The following is a 22,790-nucleotide window of genomic DNA, read 5'->3' as shown; positions in this document are numbered from 1 at the left end:
GATCCGATGAGTATTTCAAATTCCGAGTCCCGGACCGCGGAAACCAGTCCCCGCACGGAGCACTCCACCGCGCTGCGCGCCGGAAGCGTCGGCGTCATGGGCATTCTCTTCTTTGTCCTGTCCGCCCAGGCGCCGTTGACCGGAATCGTCGGCGCGTCCCCGCTGGCGGCCGCGCTGGGCAACGGACCCGGCGCGCCGGGAGCCTACCTGGTGGTGGGCATCGTGATCGTGATCTTCGCCGTCGGGTTTGTCGCGATGAGCCGCAAGATCCAGGCCAACGGCGCGTTCTACGCCTATGTCACCGCGGCCTTCGGCCGGAGAATCGGAGCGGGAGCAGCGTGGCTCGCGCTCCTGGCCTACAGCACGGTTCAGGCCGCAATGTACGGGCTGTACGGCGCGGCGTTCTCGGGGGTCCTCGGGTCTGTCGGGATCACGGTGCCGTGGTGGCTGCTGGCCGTGGTCACCATGGCGGGCGTGCAGGTGCTGGGATCCCTCAACATCGAGCTGGGGGCGCGCGTCCTGGCGTTCCTCGTTGGCCTGGAGGTCGCCATCCTGCTCATGTTCGGCTTCACCGTGCTGTTGCGCGGCGGCGGCCCGGAAGGCCTCAGCCTCGCGGCGTCGTTCTCTCCTGCGGCGATCGGCGCCGGTGCCCCGGGCGTGGCCATCATGTTTGCCGTCGCCTCGATGTTCGGCTTCGAATCCACGGCCATCTACTCGGCCGAGGCCAAGGACGCCCACCGCACCGTGGCCCGCGCCACGTATCTTTCAGTGGGTGTCATCGCAATCTTCTTCTCCTTCATTTCCTGGATGCTGGTCAGCTACTACGGCCCCTCGCACGTCATTGATGCCGCCGGGGCGGCCCTCGAATCCGGGGATTCCACCGCTTTCGTGCTGACGCCGATGGTGGAGCTGTTCGGGCCATGGGCCGGAACCGTCACCGGCATTCTGCTGGTGACATCCCTCCTGGCCGGCATCATTGCCTTCCACAACGGCATCAACCGCTACCTTCATTCGCTGGCGCTGCGCGGGTCGATGCCCCGCGTCGTGGCACGGACCAACCGGCACAAGGCCCCCGCCGTCGCCGCACGGATCCAGACCGTGGTCGCGTTCCTCCTCGTGGCTCCGTTCGCCGTGCTCTCCCTGGATCCGGTCCTGACCCTCTTCTCCTGGTTCAGCGGGCTGGCTGTGGCGGCGCTCCTGGTCCTGTACATGCTCTGCTCCCTGGCCGTCGTCGCGTACTTCCGGCGCGAGAGGGAAGGCGGCCAGCTTTGGCAGACCGCCGTGGCACCGGTGCTCGCCACCGTGCTGCTTGGCTGGGTCCTGTTCCTCGTGATCAGCAACTTCACAGCGCTGATCGGAGGCAACGCCGAAACGGCTGTGGGCCTGCTGATGGCCGTCCCAGTGGTCTTTATTGCCGGCGTGCTGGTGGAAATCGCCATCGAGCGCAAGGCCGCGGCGGCGGAACTGCGCGCCTAGCGGGCGGCCGTGGCCCCTGCAGGGACACGGCACGAAACTGTACCCAGGACACCGGATTCCCGATGAGGAATCCGGTGTCCTGGTTTCTTGGCCCACTGTCGGACAAACAGTGGCGGAGGCGCCTAGGGTGTGCTCCTGATCAGGTCCATGAAGGCCCCAAGCTGCGCGCCCATGTCGATCGAATCGTCGTAAAGCCACGCCAGCTCGACGCCGATGACGAGGGACGTGATCTGGCGGGCCAGGACGTCCGGATCAAGGCCCGCCGTAATCCGGCCCGCGCCGAGCTCGCGCTCGACCTCGGCGCGCACGGAGCCGACGAAGTCCAGGTCCCGCCGGCGGATGAATGCGTGGGCCGGGTGGTCGGGCCGGATTGCCTCGGCCCGGAGCGTCGCGTCCAGCTGGATGACGCCGCGGATCCGGGCATTGTGCCGCATGACTTCCGGCACGGTCTCAAGGAACCCCTGGGTCTGAAGGAGCTTCTGCCGCCAGGGCCCGTCGATCTCCTCGCGGCGCACCAGCACGGCTTCCAGGAGCGCCTCCTTCGATCCGAAGTGGTGGCGCAGGGCCGTGTGGCTGGTGCCCATGGCCTCGGCTATCTGGCGGACGGAGAGCTGCTGGAAGCCGTTCTCGGCGAACACCTTGAACGCGACGTCGACAAGTTCGGCGCGCCGCCGCTCTCCGTTCGTGTACGGAGCCCGTTTGCCCGTGCGGGCCGGGGCGTGTGCCGTATCTGCCATTTCGTCCTCTTCTCGATCCCGCTCGCGCCTGCACGAGGCCGCCTCGCACTTTCTTTTCCATTATGGACGAGAAATAGAACTAAATATGTTCCAGATTGGAAAAACTTAGGCTACGGTTGTGACCCGAGGCACAGTCGCCTCGTCGGTCACAGGAGCCAGTGCTGGCTCGCATCCAAAGGAGGATCCGCATGGGTGACCCCATACTGGCGCCGGCCGTCAGGCCCGCCCCCGAAACGGAATTAGGGATCGTCCGGGTCGCTGAACGCCCGAGCCCCGCCCAGGCGCCCGCGGCATCGTCGGGCGGAACGTCGCCCCGCAGGACCAGGGCCCTCGTCCTCATCGCCGCGGCGGGCATGTACATCATGATGCTCACGCTGAGCACGGCCCTCTCGCTGCGGTTGGCGATCGTCGATCCCGCCACGAAAGAGGCGAGCTTCGGCCTGGCCGCCTCGATCAGCGCGCTGGCGCTCCTGCTCGCGGTGCCGCTTTCCGGCGCCCTGTCCGACCGCACGGCAAGCCGGTTCGGCCGGCGCCGGCCCTGGATCATCGGGGGCCTGATCCCCGCGCTGGCGGCCGCCGCCGTCATCGGCACGGCCACGTCGATCCCCGTGATCGTCGCGGCCTACGTCGTCGCCGTCATCGCCGCGCAGGCCGCATTCAACGCCTACGGCGTGATCCCTGTCGAGGCGCTGCCCGACGAAAAGCGCGGCCGGGTCATGGGCATCATGGGCATGTTCGGCGCCCTCGCAATGTCGGCCGGATCCTACCTGGCGGCCGCACTCGTGGGCACGCCGCTGTTCCTCATGACGGTTCCGGTCCTGCTCGCCATCCTGTCCAGCATCCCGCTCCTGCTGTTCTACAACGACCCCGTCAAATCCCGCGCCGAGCTTCCCGCCCTCGACCTGAAGGGGATCGCGCGGACGTTCATCGTCAACCCCCGCAAACACCCGAACTTCGGCTGGGCATGGCTCTCCCGCCTCCTCGCCGGCGTCGCGATGACCGCGCTGTTCTCCTACTTCATCTTCTTCATGATGGACGGCCTCAAGATGCCGATTCCGGAAGCCGGCGCCAGCGCCGGGACACTCACCCTCATCTCGGCCCCGGTGAGCATCCTGTTCTTCACGGCCTCGGGCTGGCTCTCGGACAAGATCGGCCGCCGCAAGCCCTTCGTCGTCACTGCCGCCCTGCTCATGTCAGCAGGGCTCGTGATCGGCGGCACGTCCACGTCGTTCGGTCAGTTCACGATCGCCTGGCTCGTCTTCTCAATGGGACAGGCCATGTATCTGACGGTCGACATGGCTCTCTGCGCGGCCGTCCTCCCGGACGTCCGCGACACCGGCAAGGACATGGCCGTCTTCGGCCTTGCCCTGAGCATCCCGAACATCATTGTCCCCAGCATTGCCCCGGCCCTCCTGGCCACCGGAGGCGGCCACAACTACGGCGCGCTCTGGTTCGGCGCCGCGGCGCTGTGCGCCCTGGGAAGCATCACCGTCACGTTCATCAAGGGCGTCCGCTAAGGCGGCGCCGCCACCCCATCACCTGAGAGGACCCCATGACCGGCTCCCACACATCCTTCCCCGACGGCTTTCTCTGGGGCGTCGCCACGGCGGCGCACCAGGTCGAAGGCGGCAACGTCAACAGCGACGGCTGGCTCCTGGAGCACGTCCCCGGAACGATCTTCGCCGAACCGTCCGGCGACGCGATCGACCACTACCACCGGTACCGCGAGGACATCGCCCTGATCGCTTCCCTCGGCTTCACCACCTACCGCTTCTCGCTCGAGTGGGCCCGCATCGAACCGGAGGAAGGCCGGTTCTCCGCCGCGGCGCTGGACCACTACCGCCGCGTGCTGGAGGCATGCCGCGAGCACGGCCTCGCCACGGTCGTGACCTACCACCACTTCACCTCGCCGCGGTGGCTGCTCGCGGCGGGCGGGTGGGAGGACCCCCGGACGCCGGAGCGGTTCGCCCGCTATTGTGACAAGGCCACCGCGCACCTGGGCGACCTGATCGACGTCGCCTGCACGCTCAACGAACCGAACCTGGCCTGGCTCCTGCGGGAGATCGGGATCGGCGGCGAGCCCCCGGAGGGGCGCGCCGGGGTCCCGTTCCTGGCCGCAGCCGCCGGACGGCTGGGCATCGCCGCGGACCGCATCGCGCCGTTCCAGTTCACGTCCTCCGAGCCGGCCTTCGAGGTCAAGCTCGCCTCCCACCGCGCCGGGCGCGCCGCGATCAAGGCCCGGCGCCCCGAGCTGCCCGTGGGCTGGACCCTCGCCAACTCCGACATCCAGGCGGGCGAGGGCGGCACGGACCGCGCCGACCGGGTACGGCGCGAGGTCAACGAACGGTTCCTCGAGGCATCCCGCGAGGACGACTTCGTGGGCATCCAGACCTACGGCCGGCACGTGTTCGGCCCGGACGGACTCGCCCCGCTCCCCGAGGGCGCGGTGACAAACCAGATGGGCGAGGACATCTACCCGCAGGGGCTTGAGGCGACCATCCGCGAGGCGTCCCGGGTGGCCGGCGTGCCGGTGCTCGTCACCGAGAACGGGCTCGCGACGGAGGACGACGCCGAGCGCCTCGCCTACCTCGAGACGGCAGTCTCCGGGGTGGCGTCGTGCCTCGCCGACGGCATTGATGTGCGCGGCTACATCGCATGGACGGCGTTCGACAACTTCGAGTGGATTTTCGGCTTCCGGCCCAAGTTCGGCCTGATCGCCGTCAACCGCGAGACCCAGGCCCGCACGCCGAAGCCCAGCGCCCACTGGCTCGGCGGGGTCGCCCGCACCAACGGAGCCTTGCCGGCACTTGAGGGCCAGCCCGCGTGATCCCGACCCCGGTGAAACTGTTCAACCCCTTCATGACTGGAGTACGTCAATGACTTCCTGGCACGCCCGCCTGATCGCCCCTGATGCCGAGTTCGACGGCGCCCCGCTGCTCCGCGGGGAGTTCCGCCTCGAGAAAAACCACGGGGCGGTGGAATCGGCAACCTTGTTCCTGTCCGCCCTCGGGGTGGCGGAGGCGTGGGTGAACGGCGCCCCGGCCTCCGAAGACCTGCTCACCCCGGGCTGGTCGAGCTACGAATGGCGGGTCCGGTACGCGGAGCTGGACGTGACCGCGCTGGTCGGGCCCGTGACGGTCCTGGGCCTGGCCCTGGGGAACGGCTGGTACCGGGGCCGGCTGACGTGGTCCGGAGGGTCAGCGTTCTACGGCAACGAGCTCGCCGGGTTCGCCGAGTTGCGGGTGCGGTTCGCCGACGGGCACGAGCAGGTGTTCGGGACGGACGCGTCGTGGACCGCGGGTCCGTCGGCGACGACGTCGAACGACCTCTACGACGGGCAGGACATCGACGCCCGCAGGTTCGACGACGGGTGGCTGGCACCCGGGTTCGTGTCGCCGTCGTGGACGGGCGTGCACGTACTCGACGACGACCTCGGCCGCCTCGAGCCATATGTCGGACCGCCCGTGCGGCGCGTCGCGGAGCTCGCACCGGTGAAGGTGTGGGAGTCGCCGTCGGGACGGGCGCTGGTGGACTTCGGACAGAACCTGGTCGGCTGGGTCAGGACCGAGGTCACCGGCCCGGCGGGGTCGGTGGTGACGCTGCGGCACGCCGAGGTGCTCGAACACGACGAGCTCGGCACCCGGCCGCTGCGCAGCGCGAAGGCCACGGACCGGCTGACCCTCTCCGGCGGGGACGACGTGTTCGAACCGACACTGACGTTCCACGGCTTCCGCTATGTCGAGGTCGACGGATGGCCCGGGGGAGTCGAGGCCCTCCGGGCGGCGACGGCGGCCGGGGGCGGCCTGACCGCCGTCGTCGTGTCCTCGGAGCTGCGCCGCATCGGCCGCTTCGCCACCTCGAACCCGCTGGTGAACAGGCTGCACGAGAACGCGGTGTGGGGCATGCGGGGGAACTTCCTCGACGTGCCCACGGACTGCCCCCAGCGCGACGAGCGCCTGGGCTGGACCGGGGATATCGCGGCGTTCGCCCCGAGCGCGTGTTTCCTGTTCGACTCCCGGGACTTCCTGCGGGACTGGCTGCGCGACCTCGCCCTCGAGCAGGAGCACCACGACGGCTTCGTCCCGTACGTGGTCCCGGATGTCCTGAAGTATGTCGAGAGCCCGCCCGAGTTCCCGGTTGCCGACACCTCCGCCGTGTGGAGTGACGCCTCGGTATGGGTTCCCTGGGCGGTGTGGACCGCGTACGGGGACCGGCGGGTGCTCGAGGATGCCTTCCCCTCCATGGTCTCCCACGCCCGGCGCCTGCGGGGCAAACTCTCCGGGAACGGGCTGTGGGACACCGGGTTCCAGTTCGGCGACTGGCTCGACCCCGATGCCGCGCCCGACCAGCCGTGGGCGGCCAAGGCGGACGCCCACGTGGTCGCGACCCTGTGCGCGTACCGCACCGCCGACCTCGTGGCCCGGACGGCCGGGGTGCTCGGCGACGCGGTGGCCACCGCCGAATTCCGCGCAATGGCTGAGTCGCTGCGTACGGCCTTCACCGGGCATTACCTCAAAGACGGTGTCATCAAGAGCGACTGCACCACCGTGTACGCGCTCGCGCTCGTCTTCGGGATCCTGGACGGGCCTGGCCGGGAGTTCGCCGGCCGGCGGCTGGCGGAGCTCGTCGAGGCCTCCGGTTACCGGATTTCCACAGGCTTCGCGGGGACCCCGTTTGTCACGGACGCGCTCACGGCGACAGGGCACCTCGACGCCGCGTACCGGCTGCTGCTGCAGACGGAGAACCCGTCGTGGCTGTACCCGGTGACGATGGGGGCGACCACGATCTGGGAGCGGTGGGACTCCATGCTCCCGGACGGGACCATCAACCCGGGCGAGATGACCAGCTTCAACCACTACGCCCTCGGCGCCGTCGTGGACTGGCTTCACCGCACGGTTGGCGGGCTCGCGCCGCTCGAGCCCGGCTACCGGCGCATCCTGGTTGCCCCGCGGCCCGGCGGCGGCCTCGAATGGGCCGAGACCAGCCTCGAGACCCCGCACGGACCTGCCTCCGTCCGGTGGGAGATCGACGGCGACACCCTCACCGTCACCGTCGAGGTGCCCGAAGGCACCGAAGCGGTCCTCCGACTGCCCGGCGCTGGCGACGAGATCCTGGCATCCGGACGCCACACCAGGCGCGGGGTCAGCCCGGCCCAACTGCCCCAGCGGGGCCAACTGCGCCAGGAGGAAAAGGTCTAGGACGTGCGCGGGGACGCAGCGGGTCTGCGGAAGGGCTCAGGCCTGCTCACGAGCCGGGGGCGGCCCTGAACCTGACGCACGCATCCAGGCCCGTGGCTCCGCCCGCCTGATCCTGGCCCGGGGAAGCTGCGTGGGCCCGTGGTGCCAGTGCGGCAATTGCTCCGCTGGCCTCCGCCAGCTGCTGGACGATTGCCAGCCCGAGACCGCTGCCTTCCGAGGTCCCCGGGCCGCGCCAAAAACGGTTGAACGCCCGCCGGCAGTCCTCGGCGGAGAGCCCGGGCCCTTGGTCGATAACGTGGAGTTCCACCCAGCCTCCATTCCCGGGCGGCGAAACCACCACCCGGATCCGCGACCCGGGGGGCGCCACGGCCAAGGCATTGTCGATCAGGTTGTCGATGATCTGTTCGGCAGCGCCGGGCATGGCCATCACATGGCCGTCCGCGGCGGCATCGAGGGTGATACTGATGCCCGTTTCGTCGGCGAGGGCCTCCCACTGCTCCACCCGGCTGCCGGCGACGGCACTCAAGTCCACCCGGGCCAGGGCCACTTCCCGGTTGTCCGCCCGGCTCAGGAGGAGAAGCCCGTCGATGATCCGCTGGAGCCGGTAGGTTTCCGCCAGGGAATCGGCCACCATGACGCGGGCTCCCTCCGGATTGCTGTCCATGGTATCGGCGGCGTTTTCGAGCCTGAGCCTGAGCCCGGTCAGCGGCGTGCGGAGTTGATGGGATGCGTCACTGGCAAAACCCTTCTGCTGCTGGAGGGCGTGCTCCAGCCTGTCCGCCATGCCGTTGAAGGACCCGGCGAGGGCGCGCAGTTCCGGGGCGCCCTCGCCCTCCTCGGTGCGGGTGGCGAGATCCCCCGCGGCGAGCAGTTCAGTTGCTTTCTGCAGTCTCTTGATGGTCCGTGTGACGGTGGCCGCCATCAGAAATGCCAACAGGCCGGCGAGCAGCACCGTTGTGCCGGCCACGGTCCAAAGGACTGTCAGCTGGCCGGAGACCCGGTCGGTGACCACGGAGGCAGGGTAGGTGAGGCGGACGGCCCCGGTGATGCTCTCGCCGCTGAGGACCGGAACGGTGACGTACAGCAGATCAAATCCCAACGTCTCGGAGAACCGCTGGCCGGTGGTGATCTGGCCGGTCAGCGCCGCGGCGATTTCCGGGCGGGAGATGTAGGGGGAGCCGGTGGCGGACTGGTCGTCATCGGAGGTCGCGACGGCGGTCCCGGCGCGGTTGACGATCACCACCCGGGCTCCGCTCGCCTGGCTGTACTTACGGACGGCGTCCGCCACGTCGTCGGGCAAGGCAGTGCCGCTTTCCAGGACTTCCCGGACTCGCCCGCTCAGCAGGAAGGCGTCCCTTTCCAGGGAGGTGGCCAGACTGTCCCGTTCAGCGCGGACCAGGTAGTTCCCCAGCGGGATGTCCTGCACCAGGACCACCAGCAGCGTGATGAACATGAAGGCGGAAATCAGCCGCCACTTCATCCGGGCAGCTCCAGCCGGAACCCCACGCCGCGAACCGCCTCAATCCAGCGCGGATCGCCCAGCTTCTTCCGGATGGCCGCCACATGGGCGTCCAGCGTCTTGGTTGTGCCGTACCAGGTGCCGTCCCAGACGGCGCGCAGAATATCGCTGCGCTGGCAGACCGCGCCCGGATCTTCCGCGAGGTAATACAGCAGATCGAACTCCTTGACGGTCAGGTGGATTTCCGCACCGTCCATGAGCACCCGCCGCGAACGGTGGTCGATGCTTAGCGGACCGATGCTTCTGGCGTTCACCGCCGACGGCTGGCCCTCGCCCGCACGGTCGTCGGTACGGCGTGCCACGGCGCGGATCCGTGCAATGAGCTCCCGCATCCCGAACGGTTTGACCAGGTAGTCATCCGCCCCGAGCTCCAGCGCCAGCACCCGGTCGATCTCCTCATCGCGCGCACTGACGACGATGATCGGAGTCGCGGTCAGCCCCCGGACGGCACGGCAGACGTCGGTTCCCTCCATGTCCGGCAGCCCGAGGTCCAGGAGGATGAAATCGGGGTTGGCGTTACGGACCTGCGCCAGCGCCGCCGCCCCGCTGGCGACATGGCTTGGCTCGAAGCCCGCCCGCGTCAGCCCTTCAAGGACGCCGGCGGCCACCGATTCATCGTCTTCAACAACCAATATCCGCATACCTGATTATGTTCCTGCAGGATCCGGCGGGAAGCACTACACACGGGACGGCAGATGATTGCGCGACCAAATTTGGACAATTCTTGGATTTTCCCTGCACCTGTCCTTTCCGTCGGCTTTCTACGGTTGAAACATGAAAACAAAAACAGCCTTCGCACTTTCACTCACCGGAATTCTGCTCACGGGATCCGCCGCCCTGGCCGCGAATACCCAGACCTTGAACGGTTCCTCCACGGACGTGGCCAGCAACGCCGACACGGTCTTCCTGAAGAATGATGCCGCGGGCAACACGCCCACGGCCTCGCCCGTACCCGCAACCACTGCTGCTGAACCCGGTGACGACAAGGGCGGGCTGCGGTCACCCGAGGTGACGCGGGCGGCGGAGCCCGGCGATGACAAAGGCGGTCACGGCCGCCATGGGGGCCACGGCAGTGACGACTGAGTTGCGCCGTCGGTTTCGCTGCCGCTGCCGCTGTCTCTTCCGTCCGCGTCCTACAGTTGAGCCATGAAGACAGTTGAGCCATGAAGACCAGGACCGCCGTCGTGCTTTCCGTTGCCGGAATCCTTGTTGCCGGTGCCGCCGCCCTCGCCGCCAACACCTTCACGCTGAACAGCGCACGGACCTCAACCCTCGGCAATGCCGGCAACATCCTGCTGCCGGGCGGTCCGGCCTCGGGGACCGCAACCCCGGCCCCCAGCCCGACCGTCACCGCTCCCAGCCCCACATCAACACCGACCGTGCCCCGTCAACCGTCGCCTTCGGCCGCGCCGGGGACCGTCACGGCGAAAGCCCAGCCGGGCAGCGGTCCAGCCGCCACGCCGCCCGGTGATGACAAGGGCGGGCTCCGGGGCGGCCACGGCGGCCATGGCAGCGACGACTGACCGGACGCTGATTGCCAGACGCTTATTGTCCTAGGAGGCGCCCGGCGACCCGGCCGCGGCGTCGGCGGCAAGCAGCTCGGTGGTCCGCATGATCGCCCGTCGCCTGCGGTCCGCATCCGGGGTGCCGGTCATGACGGCGTGGACGGTGGGGCTCGACACCCAGGCGTGGCAGAGGGTGACGATGGTCAGCAGCAAGTCCTCTGCCGCTGCCTGGCTCATTCCCGGAAGTGCGCTCCTGACCTGGGCGACTTTGTTCGCTGAATGCAGTGCCCGTTCCTCTGCGCCCACCGGGTGTCCCCGTTCCAGTCCCTCCCAGGACGTGAGGCGTGCCAGGCCGGGGCGTCCCGTGGCGAAGTCAAAGTATCTTCCGGCGAAGTCGGCGACGGCCGACGACCCGGTGCCGACCACGGGAAGGTCCGCCAGAGCCGTGACGAGCTGGCGTGTGAGTGCGGCCTCGAACAGTTGCTCCTTGCCGCCGAAATAGAAGTAGATCCGCTCGCGGTTGCAGCCGGCCCTGCGGGAAATTTCGTGGATGCGGGCGCCGGAATAACCGCGGTCGGAAAACTCCGCGATGGCCGCCTCGAGCAGTTTCTCTTTCGTCGCATCCGTATCCCACGCCATAGTCCAAGCCTAACTCCAAACGTTCGTTTGGAACTATGGGCAGTGCGGGTCTACCATCAAATCCAACCTAAAGTTTGGAGATTGCGTGGAGCGCGAGGGCAAGGCACTTGCCGCCGACGAAACGGACACCCATCACCACCGGCCGCAGGGGGTGGCGTCGGTCCACGTCCGCGCCGTCATCACGTGGCTCGCCATCTTCCCCCTGGCCGCTGTCGGGATGAGCGTGCTGGCCGGCCTTGCGCCGGCGTGGCCGCCGGTACTGCGCGCCTTCGTGCTGACGCTCGTGGTGGTGCCCACGGCCGTCTACTTCGCCGTTCCCCGGCTCCTGCTTTTGCACGGCGGCCTGAGCCGTGCGCTCACGGGTCGCCGGGGTCGCCGGGTACATCACCGTGCCGGGAGCGGCACGCGCCCGCTTTAGCCCCGGAAAACACTCCCGGAGTTCACCCCCACCGTTCCGCTCAGGCGCCGCGGCGCCAGTCGCTGGGGGACTCGCCGAAGGCATCGCGGAACGTGCGGCTGAAGTGGGCCGCGTCCAGGAAACCCCAGCGGCCGGCCACCGCCCCCACCGGCAGGCCCGCCAGGAGCGGATCCCGCAGCTCGCGGCGTGCCCCTTCCAGCCGCTGCGTCCGGATCCAGCTCGCCACGGTGGTCCCGGACTCGTGGAAGACATTGTGCAGGTGACGGGTGGAGATGAAATGCGCCGCCGCAATGGTGGCCGGTGAGAGCAGCGGATCGGCCAGGTTGGCGTCGATGTATTCGCGGATGGAAGCTGCCAGGAGTGCCTGGGGTTTCATGCGGTCCGCGGACATGTCCAGTTCCGAATGCAGCATCGTGGACACCAGGTCGAGGGCGTTCGCCGCCAGGCGGGACCCGCTGGGGCCGCTCAGGACGTCCAGGTTTTCCGCGAGGTGGGAGATGAACGGGCCGACGATGGCGGCGAGGCCCCCGTTCGCCGCCATCCGGACTGCCGACAGCTGTGCGATGCACTCCGGCGGCAGGGAGAGCGCGTCCCACGGAAACATCACCACCATGAGCCGGGCGTTTTCTTCGAAGGCCAGGGTGTAGGGCCGGCTCGTGTCGTAGATGGAGAGATCGCCCGGTTGCAGGACGGCTTCGCGGTTGTCCTGGATGAGGAGCCCGGTGCCCTCCAGCTGGAGATTGAGCTTGAAATACCGCTGGCCGGACTGCGCAATCAGTGCCGGCGTGCGGTGGACTTCATGGCTGGTGGAGGAGACTTCGACGACCGCCACGCGGTCCAGCCGGCGGGCGCGCAGGCGGCCCTGGAAATTGTCGGCATCATTGCTTGAGGCTTCCAAGGGAACGAAGGACTCCGCTACGAGGTGCCTCCAGTGCTCGAAGGAGGCTGCCGTGCTGGTGTGGACCTGCGCTCCGGCGGGGCCGGCGGCCGGGCGGGCTGCAACTGCGGTCATCGAAGATCCTGACGCCGTCGTAATTCATGGACTGTGTCATGGAACACAGTCCATTCAGGGTAACGCCGCAGCCCGCCGCTGTCATCTTTTTTCGACAGGCGGCGAAAAAAGATGCCCGGCCGGAAAGCCCGGGGCGGGACTAATTCGGCGGCCGGTGCAGTTATGCCATAGGGGCCGGAACTGGTTCCGTGTGCAGCGCGCCGCGGGCGCCGACGGTAGGAGAACACGTGACGACACCGCCTGTCGAGGGAGTTGGCTTCCGCTCCGAACGCGGCCCCGTCCTTATCGCCCTGATGCTCTCGACCGGCCTTGTGGCGATCGATGCGACGATTGTGGCGACGGCTGTGCCCTCGATCGTCCACGACATCGGCGGATTCGCCTCATTCCCGTGGCTGTTCTCCGCCTACCTGCTGGCGCAGGCCGTTTCCGTGCCCGTCTACGCGAAGCTCTCCGACATGATCGGCCGCAAGCCGATCATGCTCCTTGGAATCGGCCTTTTCCTGCTCGGTTCGGTCCTCTGCGGGGTCGCCTGGAGCATGCCCGTCCTGATTGCATTCCGTGTGGTGCAGGGCCTGGGTGCCGGTGCCGTGCAACCGATGGCGATCACCATCGCGGGTGATATCTACACGCTGGCGGAGCGCGCCAAAGTGCAGGGCTACCTTGCGAGCGTGTGGGCGGTCTCCTCGGTGGTCGGTCCCACGCTCGGTGGCGTCTTTGCCTCGCTCGGCATTTGGCGCGGCATCTTCCTCGTGAACATCCCGCTGTGCCTGGTGGCAGGGTGGATGCTCATCCGGTCATTCCACGAGAAGATCGAGCGCGCGAAGCACAGGATCGACTATCTGGGAGCCGGGCTGCTCACGGTCTCGCTTACCCTGCTCATCCTCGGGGCCCTCGAAGGCGGCCAGGCCTGGGCCTGGAACTCCACCATCAGCGTCGCCGTGTTCACAGGCGGCGCGGTGCTGTTCGGGGCCTTCGTCCTGGCCGAGCGGCGGGCGGCGGAGCCGGTTCTGCCGCCGTGGGTGGTCTCCCGCCGGCTGCTCGCGACGACGGCGCTGGTCGCCTTCGGCGTCGGTGCGGTCATGCTGGGCCTTACCTCCTACGTCCCGACGTTCCTCGAGGGTGCCCTCTCGACCTCACCGATCCTGGCCGGGCTCGCCCTGGCGGCGCTGACCATCGGCTGGCCGATCAGCGCTTCCCAATCGGGCCGCCTGTACCTTCGGATCGGGTTCCGGAACACTGCCATGATCGGCGTCACGGTCACCATCATCGGTTCGGCGCTGCTTGCCCTGACCGCGTCCTCGCCCAGCGTCCTGCTGGCCGCGGGCAGCTGCTTCATCGTGGGGCTCGGCCTCGGCCTCGTCGCAACCCCGACCCTCATTGCCGCGCAGACGAGCGTTGAGTGGAACGAGCGCGGCGTGGTCACCGGCACCAACCTGTTCGCGCGGTCGATCGGCAGCGCTCTTGGGGTCGCCGTTTTCGGGGCGATCGCGAACTCGATCTATGCCGGCACCCCGCACGGCGAGACGGATCCCCACACCGTCGTGGCGGCCTCCGCCGCCGTGTTCCTCGCCGTCACGGTCTGCGCCGCACTGACCGCCGTCGCGGTCATCGGGATGCCGGCCACAAGTCCCGCCAGACAGGCCGCCGCTGCGCGCGAGGGCAGCCCGCGGGCCTAACAGCCCAGCAGGGTCAGGAAACCCTCGAGCTGCTCGTTCAGCCCGAGTTCCACCTGTCCTTCGGGGGCGAGTGCCGCCGCTATCTGCGCCCCCAGCAGCAGGTTGAGCAGCTGTCCGGCCAGGGCGGCGTCGCCGACGGCGGTGGCCACCGTGCCCGCCTGCCGCGCCTCCGTGAGGTACCGCCGTATCGCGGCCAGCCACTGCTCCATCGATTCCCGGTGGATCCGGGCCTTGTTTGGGTCGTTGATGGCCTTCTGCCAGAACGGAATGACGATCCGGGCCTCGTTGATGCGCTCTTCATCCAGGGGCAGCACCTCGACGCAGAACGCCCGCAGGGCCTCCAGCCCGGCCTGCCCGGCGGTGACTTCCGCGATGCGCTCGTTGGTGCGGTTGAAGACGTGACTGAACGCGAATGTCAGCAGGTCATCCTTCGTCGGGAAGTACGGCTTGAGGGCTCCGTTCGCGAAGCCGGCCTCGAGGGCGATCTCCCGCATGGTGGCACTTTCGATGCCGAGCCGGGCGATGGTCCGCCACGTGGCGTCGACGAGTTCAAGCCGCCGCTGGTCGTGGTCGACAATCTTTGGCACCGGGCAGCTCCCCAAAATCTCTTAGCGTCGGACTCTTGTGGCACAGCTTACATTTCCGTATTCTCTACAACTATAGAAAATAAAGTTCCGACCCGCCAAGGTCCCCGAACGAAGGCCGCAACAATGCCTGCACAATCTGACACCCTCACCACAAACAGCCCCTACAGCCTGGCCACGGGCGCCGAAATTACAGCGGTCCAGGGCATCCTGCGCACCGCGGGCCTGCTGGGCGAGACCAAGCGCATCGCGTACCTGGGCCTCGTGGACCCGGCCAGGAACGCTCCGGCAGGCAGCAGGGACCGCCGGTTCCGGACTTTCGTCCACGACGTCTCGGGCGGCTGCCCCGCGGACGTGACCGTCTCGGTGACCAGCGGCGAGGTGATTTCCGCCGTCGAGCTCGACACCGCGGTGACCGGCGAGCTTCCCGTCCTGGAGGAAGAGTTCGAAGTGGTCGAGCAGCTCCTGGCCACGGACGAACGGTGGCTCAAAGCGCTGGCCGACCGCGGCCTGGACGTCAGCAAGGTGCGCGTCGCGCCGCTGTCCGCCGGCGTCTTCGAGTACCCCGAGGAGAAGGGCCGCCGCATCCTCCGCGGGCTGGCCTTCGCGCAGGACTTTCCCGAGGACAGCGCCTGGGCGCACCCGGTGGACGGCCTGGTCGCTTATGTCGACGTCGTCAGCCAGGAAGTCACCCAGGTCCTGGACCTCGGCGCCGTGCCCGTCCCGGCGGAGCACGGCAACTACACGGACCCCGAACTCACGGGCCCGCTGCGCACCAGCCAGAAGCCCCTGCACATCACCCAGCCCGAGGGCCCCAGCTTCACGGTCACCGGCAACAACCACGTCGAGTGGGAAAAATGGAGCGTCGACGTCGGCTTCGACGTCCGCGAAGGCGTGGTGCTGCACAACCTGGCCTTCCAGGACGGCGACCGCAAGCGGCCCGTCATCAACCGGGCGTCGATCGCCGAAATGGTGGTCCCGTACGGGGATCCGTCGCCGATCCGGTCCTGGCAGAACTACTTCGACACCGGCGAATACCTCGTCGGCCAGTACGCCAACTCCCTGGAACTGGGCTGCGACTGCCTCGGCGAGATCACCTACCTCAGCCCCGTCATCAGCGACGCCTTCGGCAACCCCCGGGAAATCCGCAACGGCATCTGCATGCACGAGGAAGACTGGGGCATCCTGGCCAAGCACAGCGACCTCTGGACGGGCATCAACTACACGCGCCGGAACCGCCGCCTGGTGATCTCCTTCTTCACCACGATCGGCAACTACGACTACGGCTTCTACTGGTACCTCTACCTCGACGGCACCATCGAGTTCGAGGCCAAGGCCACCGGCGTCGTCTTCACCTCCGCCTACCCGGAAGGCGGATCGGCCAACATCTCCCAGCTCGCCCCGGGCCTGGGCGCCCCCTACCACCAGCACCTGTTCAGCGCCCGGCTGGACATGGCGATCGACGGCCTCACCAACCGGGTCGAGGAAGAAGACGTGGTCCGGCAGGCAATGGGCAAAGGCAACGAGCGCGGCAACGCCTTCTCCCGGAAACGCACGCTGATCGCCCGCGAATCCGAGGGCGCGCGGCAGGCCGACGCCCGCAGCGGCCGGACCTGGGTCATCTCCAACCCGGAGTCACGCAACCGCCTTGGCGAGCCCGTGGCCTACAAGCTGCACGCCGAGGGCCAGCCCACCCTGCTGGCCGACCCGGAGTCCTCGATCGCCCGGCGCGCGGCGTTTGCGACCAAGGACCTCTGGGTGACACGCTTCGCCGAGGACGAGCGCTACCCCACGGGCGATTTCGTGAACCAGCACGCCGGGGGAGCGGGGCTGCCGGAGTATGTGGCCCAGGACCGTGACCTGGACGGCCAGGACATCGTTCTCTGGCACACCTTCGGCCTGACGCACTTCCCGCGGCCCGAGGACTGGCCCATCATGCCCGTGGACACGGCCGGCTTCAAGCTCCGGCCGGAGGGCTTCTTTGACCGCAGCCCCGTGCTGGATGTGCCCGCGAGTGCACAGCCGGCCGGCGGCCACTGCCACAGCTAGCCGGCGCCGTGACCGTCCTGGCGGGACGGGACCGCACCGCCGGTCCCGTCGGCGCCGTCCTGCATTCGCGGATCTGCGCGGCCGTGACGGCGGCCTCGTGCCTCGCGCACCTGTGGCTCGTCGCCGGGAACCATCACGGGACCTGGCTGAACCTGCTGATGCTGGCGATGGTGGCCGTGTGCCTGCCGTGCGCCGTGCACATCTGGCGCCGCGGCCGGGCCCGCTCGCTCCGCCAGGTCATGGCCTCGGCGCTCGCCATGACCGCGGTGCACGCCGTCCTGCTCCTCGGGATCGGGACCGGGTCCGGCGCCGGGGGCCACTCGCACGGTGCAGCCACTGCCGGCACCGCGGCGGCCGGTGCGGCGCCGTCGGGATCCGCGGCGCTGCTGGCGGTCATCGCGCTGGAAATGACGACGGCGCTGCTCGCCGCCACGCTCCTGGCCCGGCTCCGGACCCCGGCCGGCTGAACCGGGACACCCTTAGTCGTTGAACAGCCCGGCGAGGTCCTCCGCCGTGAGGGCGCCGCCGGCGAGCGCGTCGCCCTCCATGACGTCGGCGAACAGCTGGGATTTCTTCGCCTTGAGCGCCATGACCTTCTCCTCGATCGTGTCCTTGGCGACCAGTCGGTACACCATGACGTTCCGGGCCTGGCCGATCCGGTGGGTCCGGTCCACGGCCTGGGCCTCGGAGGCCGGGTTCCACCACGGGTCCAGCAGGAACACGTAGTCGGCCTCCGTCAGGTTCAGGCCGAAGCCGCCGGCCTTGAGGCTGATGAGGAACACCGGCGCGGCGCCGTTCTTGAATTCATTCACGACGTCGGACCGGTTGCGGGTGCTGCCGTCGAGGTAGCAGAACTCGATGTTCTCCTCGACCAGCCGCTCGCGGACCTTGCCCAGGAAGCCGGTGAACTGGCTGAAGATCAAGGCCCGGTGGCCCTCGGCCACGAGGTCGGCGAGCTGCTCGAACAGGACATCGAGCTTGCTGGAGCGCACGCCGGAGAGCGAAGGGTCGATCAGTGAGGGGTCCAGGCTGAGCTGCCGGAGCAGGGTCAGCGACTGGAAGATGGTGAAGCGGTTCTTGTTGACATCGTCGATGAGGCCCAGGATCTTCTGGCGCTCCCGCTGCAGGTGCGTCTGGTAGACCTTCTGGTGCCGCGGATTCAGCACCACGTCCAGGATCTGTTCCTGCTTGGGCGGCAGGTCCCGGATGACCTGTTCCTTGGTGCGCCGCATCATCAGCGGCCGGACCCGGCGCCGGAGCTTGTCCAGCTGGGCTTTGTCGCCGTTCTTCTCCACCGGTTTCTGGTAGTACTCGGCGAACCGTTTGGGGCTGGAGAAGAGCCCGGGGGCCACAATCGACGTCAGAGCCCAGAACTCCATGAGGTTGTTCTCCAGCGGGGTGCCCGTGATGGCGAGCTTGAAGGCGGCCGGAAGTTTGCGGGCGCACTGGTACGCCTTGGACTGGTGGTTCTTGACGAACTGGGCCTCATCGAGCACCAGGCCGGCCCAGGTCCGGGACGCGTAGGCCTCGTAGTCGATCCGGAACAGGGCATAGGAGGTGATGACGATGTCCGCACCGGCCAGCGCGCCGGCCGGGTCCAATCCGCTCTTGGCGAAAGTTTCGCCGACGGCGCGCACGCTCAGGCCCGGCGCGAACCGGGCGGTTTCGGCCTCCCAGTTGCCCACCACACTGGTGGGCGCGACGACGAGGAACGGGGCGGCGCCGCCGCCGGAAGCGGCGTCGGATGCCGTGCCGGCCGCCTCGGATGCAGCGCCCGCGGCAGCGTCCTTGGCGGCGCAGATCAGGGCGAGCGCCTGGACTGTCTTGCCCAGGCCCATGTCGTCGGCCAGCACGCCGCCGAGCCCGTGCCGGTACAGGAAACTCAGCCAGTTGAAGCCCTCCAGCTGGTACGGGCGCAGCTCGGCGTTGAGCGACGCGGGCAGCGGGAGCCCCTGGACACCGCCTTCCAGCAGCCCGCCGACGGACTCGCGCCACGCGGCGGCCTGTTCGTCGACGATGCCTAGGTGCGCGAGCTCGTCCCACAGCCCGGCCTGGAACCGGCTGATCTGCAGCGGCGCGTCCTTGTCGCCCGGGTTGTCCTGCAGGGACCGGGCCTCGTCAATCAGGGCCCGCAGCTCGTGCAGTTCCGGCAGGTCCAGGGAGAAGTACGCCCCGCTGGGCAGCAGCATGCGGGTCTGTCCGGACGCAAGGGCGGAAAACAGCGCCGCGAAGGACACCGGCTGGCCCTCCAAGGTGATGACAATGCCGAGGTCGAACCAGTCCCGGCTGTCCGTTGCCGTCGTGGAGATCGCCACCACGGGGGCCTCCTCGGCTTCGCGGTAGTCCGCGATCTCGCCGGAGGTGTCCACCGAGACGTCGGGGAGTTCGCGGAGCCGCGGCAGCACGTCCTCGGTGAAGGCGAGCGTGTCCAGCCCCGACAGTTCGGCCGTGGCCGCCAGCCGCGGCGTCCCCCAGCCCCCGGTGGCGGATTCGCCCAGGGCCGGCACCACGTCCCAGGGCTGCCCGACCGCCTCCAGGATGCGGGCCTCGGCGGGGTCGTCCCGGTAGCCGTGATCGCCCGGATGCCGCCACAATGGCTGCGCCGTGACAAGGGTCCCGGACGTGTAATGCCATTCCCAGTGCAGCCGGACCCGGTGGTCGGCGCCGTAGTTGGCCAGCAGGGACAGGGTGGGCACGGCCAGCGCCGGCAGCTCCACTGACTCGTCCGAGGCCGTGACCCGTGCGGTCTGCTTCAGCTTGGGATAGAACCCGGTCAGGAAGCGGCTTTCGTCCCGGGCCGGGATCCGCAGCGTGGTCCCGCCCGTGACGAAGGCCAGCAGTTCCTCGCTGAGGCCGCTTTCCAGCGGGGCCAGGGTGATGGCCGGGTCTGCAGGGGCGATTCCGGGAAGGGCATCGCCGTCGGACGCCAGGAAGATCCCGTGCGCCGGGCGGCCGATGGTCCCCACCGACGCCGGATCCACCGTCTTGCCTTCCACCGTAATGGTCGGCGCGAGCTCGAGTCCGCCGTCGTCCCCGGAACCGAACCGCGCCAGGTTCAGCCCGACGGCGGCCGGCTCCTGAACGAGCCGCACGGGCTCCGTACCGCGGCTGGGCACCAGGGCCAGACCGATTTTCTGCGCCTGGGACAGCAGGCTCCACAGGTTCTTGCCGGCGTAGGTGTTCAGGCCCAGCCACAGCCCGGTGCCGGCGTACTGGCGGTTCGCGGCACCGGCATGTGCGGCGAGGAACTCCTGCATCCACTCCACATGCGCCTCGTTGCATTCGCGCCGGTAGTTCAGGTAGCTCAGCGTGCTCCAGGAGACGTCGCCGCGGATCCACTTGCCCTTCGCTCCCATGATTACGGGCCGCGCCTTGAGCTGGCGGACACTGCGGAGCGGGTCCCGGCGGCCGGTGTAGGAGAAGTGCGGGGCGGGTTCCTCGACCTCGAACTGCAGCGCGAGCGGGGTGCCGTTGGCGGACGGTGGGATGCCGGGGCTGGCGATCAGCGGGCTGAGCGCCTGTTCCCAGTCGGCCAGCTCCGGCGCGGCGCTCTGCCGGGAGAGCCGGGTCGATTCAGCCGGGGCCAGCAGCTGGAGCCGGATGGCCGGGTTGTCCTCGGCCGAGAAGAGCAGGGCCGCGACGTGCTTGCAGTCCTTGCGCACCGGACAGCTGCAGACGCCCACGGTGCAGCTCCAGCCGCCGGACTTCCGGACGAGCTTCGCCGTCGTGGAGTAGGGCACCTCGGAACCGCCGCGCACTTTGCCCAGCAGCAGCCCCGTGGCGGGATCGAAGGACATTGCGGAAACGCGGCTCCCCATGGCGTAGGCAAGTCCGGCCGCGAGGGAGCGGTCGTTGATCGCGGGGGTTTGGATTGCCAGTGCCGCACTCTCGTCCGGATGGGATGGCATGTGCGCGCTACTTTCGGCAGGAGGTCATCTGATCCATCTTAGCGAGCCCGCGCAGGTCCCCGGAATTTGCCGGCCGCCGGCGAACGTCCCCTCAAACTTCGCCTGACGTTCAACTCGGGCTCGGCTGCCGGCCGCGAAGACGGCCCTACCGTGGAGAGGTCCGGAGTATCAGCAGTCCCAGCAGTAAGGATTTCGCATGACCAACGGTGAGACCACCAGCCAGGCCGCCCACAATTACCCGACGGTGCTGACCACAGAATGCCTCCGGGGCGGCGACCAGGACGTTGTCGACACGAACGTCGCCGTAGTCAACGCCATGTTCGAAGAGCTGCTGGACGAGGACGAGATCTCGCCGACCGCGTTGCGCAGCTACTACGTGGACTTCTACCTGACCCAGGCGCAGGCCGGAGGCTTCGCCCAGTATGTCTTCACCGCGCCCGAACGCGAGGAAATCGATCCCTACGTGCGGGACGGCCTGGCCGGCATGGGCGCCGCCGCACACCTGGACCTCTTCAACCGCACTGTGGCAGCCTTCGGCGGCCTGACCGACACCGACGTCGACATGTACCTCGACGGCGGGAGCGGGTGGGCCACCGGGGACAACGCAGAGGGCGCCGACGCGGAGGACAGCGTCTCCGAAGCCGTGCGCCGCATCGAAGAAATGGACGGGGAGTTCGAATCCGTCCTCGCCGCCGAGGACGTCGTGGCGCTGAACGCCGCCTGGCTGCGCGGCCAGGAGGACCTACAGGTCCTTGCCGAGGACGACCTCGACGCCCACATCGCCGGACGCGTGGCCCGGATCCCCGACCTCGCCGAGCGCCAGGCGGCCGCCGCAGAGGAAGCCCTCCTGGACGCGCCGGAGTTCGAGCAGATCATCCGGGAACTGTGCGACATCGCCGGGCACAGCCTGCAGCGGATCACCATGGGCGACCCGAACTACGAGCACAACGGGGAGACCACCCTGGCCTGGCATTTCGTCACGGACCAGGGCGAGTTCCTCATGCTGGAGGACGACGACGAGGCATTCATGCTGAACCCCCGGACCAAGGAGATCCTCGCCGCCGTCGAGTTCGAGGAGGCCGACGCCTCGTAATTTCCGCCGGCGGCCGCAGCGGCGCTGCACTGCCTCAACAAGAAGTGCCCCGGGCAGCTAATTCTGTACAGGTGATTCTGTACGGATGATTCTGTCCGGGGCACTTCGGTTTTTGCGGGTGGAAGGGCCGGGGCCCGCGGCTGCTTAGCGGCGCCGGGTGGCGGTGCGGCCAGGCAGTCTGCGGCGCAGCCTGATCATGCCGTAGAGGGCCAGCAGTGCTGCCAGGAGCCCGAGGGCCCAGCCGAGGGCGTCCTGGGCGGTGACTTCCATCCACACGGTGATGATCAACAGCACCATAGCCCAGAAGCCGATGAACCCGATGATGATGTCGAAGTCCTCGCCCGAACGCACCTTCCGGCGCGAAGCCGGCACGTGGCCCTGGTTGTCGTTGTCGTTGTTGTTGACCTGCCCGGTCATGGCGCCGTCTTCCCTGGCCGGGGCCGTCATTTGACGGCGCCGGCGGTGAGGCCCGCGACGATCTTGCGCTGGAACACCAGGACCAGGATGACCAGCGGGATGGTCACGATGGTGCCCGCGGCCATGATCGCGGTGTAGGGGATCTGGTTGGGCTGGGCGCCGGCGAAGCTGGCGATGGCCACGGTGACCGGCTGGGTGGCGTCGGAGGAGAGCTGGCTGGCGATGAGGAATTCATTCCAGGAGGAGATGAACGCCAGGATGGCCGTGGTGAAGATGGCCGGCGCGGCCAGCGGCATGATGACCCGCCGGAACGCCTGCCCCTGGGTGCAGCCGTCCACCCGGGCCGATTCTTCCAGCTCCCACGGCATTTCGCGGAAGAAGGAGGTCATGGTGTAGACGGTCAGCGGCAGCACGAACGAGATGTTCGGGATGATCAGGGCCTGGTAGGTGCCCATCCAGCCGATGTTCGTGAAGAGCTGGAACAGCGGCGTGATGAGGGCGACGCCGGGGAACATCGAGGCTCCCAGGATGAAGCCGAGCACGAGGTACTTGAACCGGA

Annotated in this window: 20 protein-coding genes; 11 read left to right on the top strand and 9 right to left on the bottom strand. The window is 68.5% G+C overall.

The window, feature by feature from the left end; all coding sequences use genetic code 11:
• Nucleotides 1-6 precede the first annotated feature (6 nt).
• On the top strand, nt 7-1,476 hold the full coding sequence (locus tag CFN17_RS03860; RefSeq protein WP_208750050.1) for an APC family permease: 1,470 nt from the start codon (nt 7-9) through the stop codon (nt 1,474-1,476).
• A 122-nt stretch (nt 1,477-1,598) separates the two neighbouring features.
• Here the strand turns inward: CFN17_RS03860 and CFN17_RS03855 are convergent, their stop codons facing one another.
• Entirely contained in the window at nt 1,599-2,213 is a 615-nt protein-coding gene (locus CFN17_RS03855) for a TetR/AcrR family transcriptional regulator (RefSeq protein WP_208750049.1), read from the bottom strand.
• Between the two features lie 188 nt (nt 2,214-2,401).
• Here CFN17_RS03855 and CFN17_RS03850 point away from each other — a divergent pair, with 188 nt between their 5' ends.
• Genes CFN17_RS03850 through CFN17_RS03840 form a run of 3 tightly spaced genes read left to right on the top strand, consistent with a single transcriptional unit; the run spans nt 2,402 to nt 7,411 of the window.
• Nucleotides 2,402-3,730, top strand: a complete 1,329-nt coding sequence (locus CFN17_RS03850; protein WP_208750048.1) for an MFS transporter — start codon at nt 2,402-2,404, stop codon at nt 3,728-3,730.
• 35 nt (nt 3,731-3,765) lie between these two features.
• Complete coding sequence (locus CFN17_RS03845) at nt 3,766-5,040, top strand: glycoside hydrolase family 1 protein (RefSeq protein ID WP_208750047.1); 1,275 nt, start codon at nt 3,766-3,768, stop codon at nt 5,038-5,040.
• Between the two features lie 49 nt (nt 5,041-5,089).
• On the top strand, nt 5,090-7,411 hold the full coding sequence (locus CFN17_RS03840) for a family 78 glycoside hydrolase catalytic domain (RefSeq protein ID WP_208750046.1): 2,322 nt from the start codon (nt 5,090-5,092) through the stop codon (nt 7,409-7,411).
• A 46-nt stretch (nt 7,412-7,457) separates the two neighbouring features.
• On the opposite strand, the gene CFN17_RS03835 is transcribed toward CFN17_RS03840, so the two are convergent.
• Together CFN17_RS03835 and CFN17_RS03830 are read right to left on the bottom strand one after the other, a co-directional pair.
• Complete coding sequence (locus CFN17_RS03835) at nt 7,458-8,891, bottom strand: ATP-binding protein (RefSeq protein WP_261792350.1); 1,434 nt, start codon at nt 8,889-8,891, stop codon at nt 7,458-7,460.
• On the bottom strand, nt 8,888-9,571 hold the full coding sequence (locus CFN17_RS03830) for a response regulator transcription factor (protein WP_208750045.1): 684 nt from the start codon (nt 9,569-9,571) through the stop codon (nt 8,888-8,890). Before CFN17_RS03830 ends, CFN17_RS03835 begins: the two co-directional genes overlap by 4 nt.
• Nucleotides 9,572-9,704: 133 nt before the next feature.
• Here CFN17_RS03830 and CFN17_RS03825 point away from each other — a divergent pair, with 133 nt between their 5' ends.
• Complete coding sequence (locus CFN17_RS03825) at nt 9,705-10,013, top strand: hypothetical protein (RefSeq protein ID WP_208750044.1); 309 nt, start codon at nt 9,705-9,707, stop codon at nt 10,011-10,013.
• An 80-nt stretch (nt 10,014-10,093) separates the two neighbouring features.
• Nucleotides 10,094-10,453 (top strand): hypothetical protein, encoded by a 360-nt coding sequence (locus CFN17_RS03820; protein WP_208750043.1) that lies wholly within the window; start codon nt 10,094-10,096, stop codon nt 10,451-10,453.
• Nucleotides 10,454-10,483: 30 nt separating this feature from the next.
• Here CFN17_RS03820 and CFN17_RS03815 read toward each other — a convergent pair whose 3' ends face one another.
• Nucleotides 10,484-11,074, bottom strand: a complete 591-nt coding sequence (locus CFN17_RS03815) for a TetR/AcrR family transcriptional regulator (protein ID WP_208750042.1) — start codon at nt 11,072-11,074, stop codon at nt 10,484-10,486.
• 85 nt (nt 11,075-11,159) lie between these two features.
• On the opposite strand from CFN17_RS03815, the gene CFN17_RS03810 reads away from it, so the two are divergent.
• Nucleotides 11,160-11,492, top strand: coding sequence for a hypothetical protein (locus CFN17_RS03810; RefSeq protein WP_208750041.1), 333 nt, complete (start codon nt 11,160-11,162; stop codon nt 11,490-11,492).
• A 40-nt stretch (nt 11,493-11,532) separates the two neighbouring features.
• On the opposite strand, the gene CFN17_RS03805 is transcribed toward CFN17_RS03810, so the two are convergent.
• Nucleotides 11,533-12,504 (bottom strand): helix-turn-helix domain-containing protein, encoded by a 972-nt coding sequence (locus CFN17_RS03805; protein WP_208750040.1) that lies wholly within the window; start codon nt 12,502-12,504, stop codon nt 11,533-11,535.
• Between the two features lie 293 nt (nt 12,505-12,797).
• Between CFN17_RS03805 and CFN17_RS03800 the strand changes: the two genes are divergently transcribed.
• Nucleotides 12,798-14,180 (top strand): MFS transporter, encoded by a 1,383-nt coding sequence (locus tag CFN17_RS03800; protein ID WP_395926843.1) that lies wholly within the window; start codon nt 12,798-12,800, stop codon nt 14,178-14,180.
• Here the strand turns inward: CFN17_RS03800 and CFN17_RS03795 are convergent.
• Nucleotides 14,177-14,767: a TetR/AcrR family transcriptional regulator gene (locus tag CFN17_RS03795; protein ID WP_208750038.1), complete on the bottom strand. Its 591-nt coding sequence runs from the start codon at nt 14,765-14,767 to the stop codon at nt 14,177-14,179. The genes CFN17_RS03800 and CFN17_RS03795 overlap by 4 nt on opposite strands.
• 123 nt (nt 14,768-14,890) lie before the next feature.
• Here CFN17_RS03795 and CFN17_RS03790 point away from each other — a divergent pair, with 123 nt between their 5' ends.
• Together CFN17_RS03790 and CFN17_RS03785 are read left to right on the top strand one after the other, a co-directional pair.
• Nucleotides 14,891-16,813 carry a primary-amine oxidase gene (locus tag CFN17_RS03790; RefSeq protein ID WP_208750037.1) on the top strand — a complete coding sequence of 641 codons (1,923 nt, stop codon included), beginning with the start codon at nt 14,891-14,893 and terminating at the stop codon, nt 16,811-16,813.
• Nucleotides 16,814-16,821: 8 nt separating this feature from the next.
• Complete coding sequence (locus tag CFN17_RS03785) at nt 16,822-17,280, top strand: hypothetical protein (RefSeq protein ID WP_208750036.1); 459 nt, start codon at nt 16,822-16,824, stop codon at nt 17,278-17,280.
• Nucleotides 17,281-17,292: 12 nt separating this feature from the next.
• Here the strand turns inward: CFN17_RS03785 and CFN17_RS03780 are convergent, their stop codons facing one another.
• Entirely contained in the window at nt 17,293-20,721 is a 3,429-nt protein-coding gene (locus tag CFN17_RS03780) for a DEAD/DEAH box helicase (RefSeq protein ID WP_208750035.1), read from the bottom strand.
• Nucleotides 20,722-20,917: 196 nt separating this feature from the next.
• Here CFN17_RS03780 and CFN17_RS03775 point away from each other — a divergent pair, with 196 nt between their 5' ends.
• Nucleotides 20,918-21,814, top strand: coding sequence for a hypothetical protein (locus CFN17_RS03775; protein ID WP_208750034.1), 897 nt, complete (start codon nt 20,918-20,920; stop codon nt 21,812-21,814).
• Nucleotides 21,815-21,958: 144 nt separating this feature from the next.
• Here the strand turns inward: CFN17_RS03775 and CFN17_RS03770 are convergent, their stop codons facing one another.
• Nucleotides 21,959-22,231, bottom strand: a complete 273-nt coding sequence (locus CFN17_RS03770; RefSeq protein WP_208750033.1) for a hypothetical protein — start codon at nt 22,229-22,231, stop codon at nt 21,959-21,961.
• A gap of 26 nt (nt 22,232-22,257) precedes the next feature.
• A partial coding sequence (locus CFN17_RS03765; protein WP_208750032.1) for a carbohydrate ABC transporter permease occupies nt 22,258-22,790 on the bottom strand: 533 nt, incomplete at its 5' end.

This window comes from Arthrobacter sp. PM3 (assembly GCF_003352915.1).
GTDB lineage: Bacteria > Actinomycetota > Actinomycetes > Actinomycetales > Micrococcaceae > Arthrobacter.
The sequence above is the reverse complement of the archived record's forward strand: the minus strand, read 5'-3'. Positions and strand labels throughout refer to the sequence as shown.

Coding starts and splice junctions, on each gene's coding strand:
- CFN17_RS03775 (WP_208750034.1), top strand. CDS start 20,918: ATGACCAACGGTGAGACCACCAGCCAGGCCGCCCACAATTACCCGACG.
- CFN17_RS03805 (WP_208750040.1), bottom strand. CDS start 12,504: ATGACCGCAGTTGCAGCCCGCCCGGCCGCCGGCCCCGCCGGAGCGCAG.
- CFN17_RS03800 (WP_395926843.1), top strand. CDS start 12,798: ATGCTCTCGACCGGCCTTGTGGCGATCGATGCGACGATTGTGGCGACG.
- CFN17_RS03830 (WP_208750045.1), bottom strand. CDS start 9,571: ATGCGGATATTGGTTGTTGAAGACGATGAATCGGTGGCCGCCGGCGTC.
- CFN17_RS03780 (WP_208750035.1), bottom strand. CDS start 20,721: ATGCCATCCCATCCGGACGAGAGTGCGGCACTGGCAATCCAAACCCCC.
- CFN17_RS03770 (WP_208750033.1), bottom strand. CDS start 22,231: ATGACCGGGCAGGTCAACAACAACGACAACGACAACCAGGGCCACGTG.
- CFN17_RS03835 (WP_261792350.1), bottom strand. CDS start 8,891: ATGAAGTGGCGGCTGATTTCCGCCTTCATGTTCATCACGCTGCTGGTG.
- CFN17_RS03820 (WP_208750043.1), top strand. CDS start 10,094: ATGAAGACCAGGACCGCCGTCGTGCTTTCCGTTGCCGGAATCCTTGTT.
- CFN17_RS03845 (WP_208750047.1), top strand. CDS start 3,766: ATGACCGGCTCCCACACATCCTTCCCCGACGGCTTTCTCTGGGGCGTC.
- CFN17_RS03840 (WP_208750046.1), top strand. CDS start 5,090: ATGACTTCCTGGCACGCCCGCCTGATCGCCCCTGATGCCGAGTTCGAC.
- CFN17_RS03790 (WP_208750037.1), top strand. CDS start 14,891: ATGCCTGCACAATCTGACACCCTCACCACAAACAGCCCCTACAGCCTG.
- CFN17_RS03860 (WP_208750050.1), top strand. CDS start 7: ATGAGTATTTCAAATTCCGAGTCCCGGACCGCGGAAACCAGTCCCCGC.
- CFN17_RS03850 (WP_208750048.1), top strand. CDS start 2,402: ATGGGTGACCCCATACTGGCGCCGGCCGTCAGGCCCGCCCCCGAAACG.
- CFN17_RS03825 (WP_208750044.1), top strand. CDS start 9,705: ATGAAAACAAAAACAGCCTTCGCACTTTCACTCACCGGAATTCTGCTC.
- CFN17_RS03815 (WP_208750042.1), bottom strand. CDS start 11,074: ATGGCGTGGGATACGGATGCGACGAAAGAGAAACTGCTCGAGGCGGCC.
- CFN17_RS03855 (WP_208750049.1), bottom strand. CDS start 2,213: ATGGCAGATACGGCACACGCCCCGGCCCGCACGGGCAAACGGGCTCCG.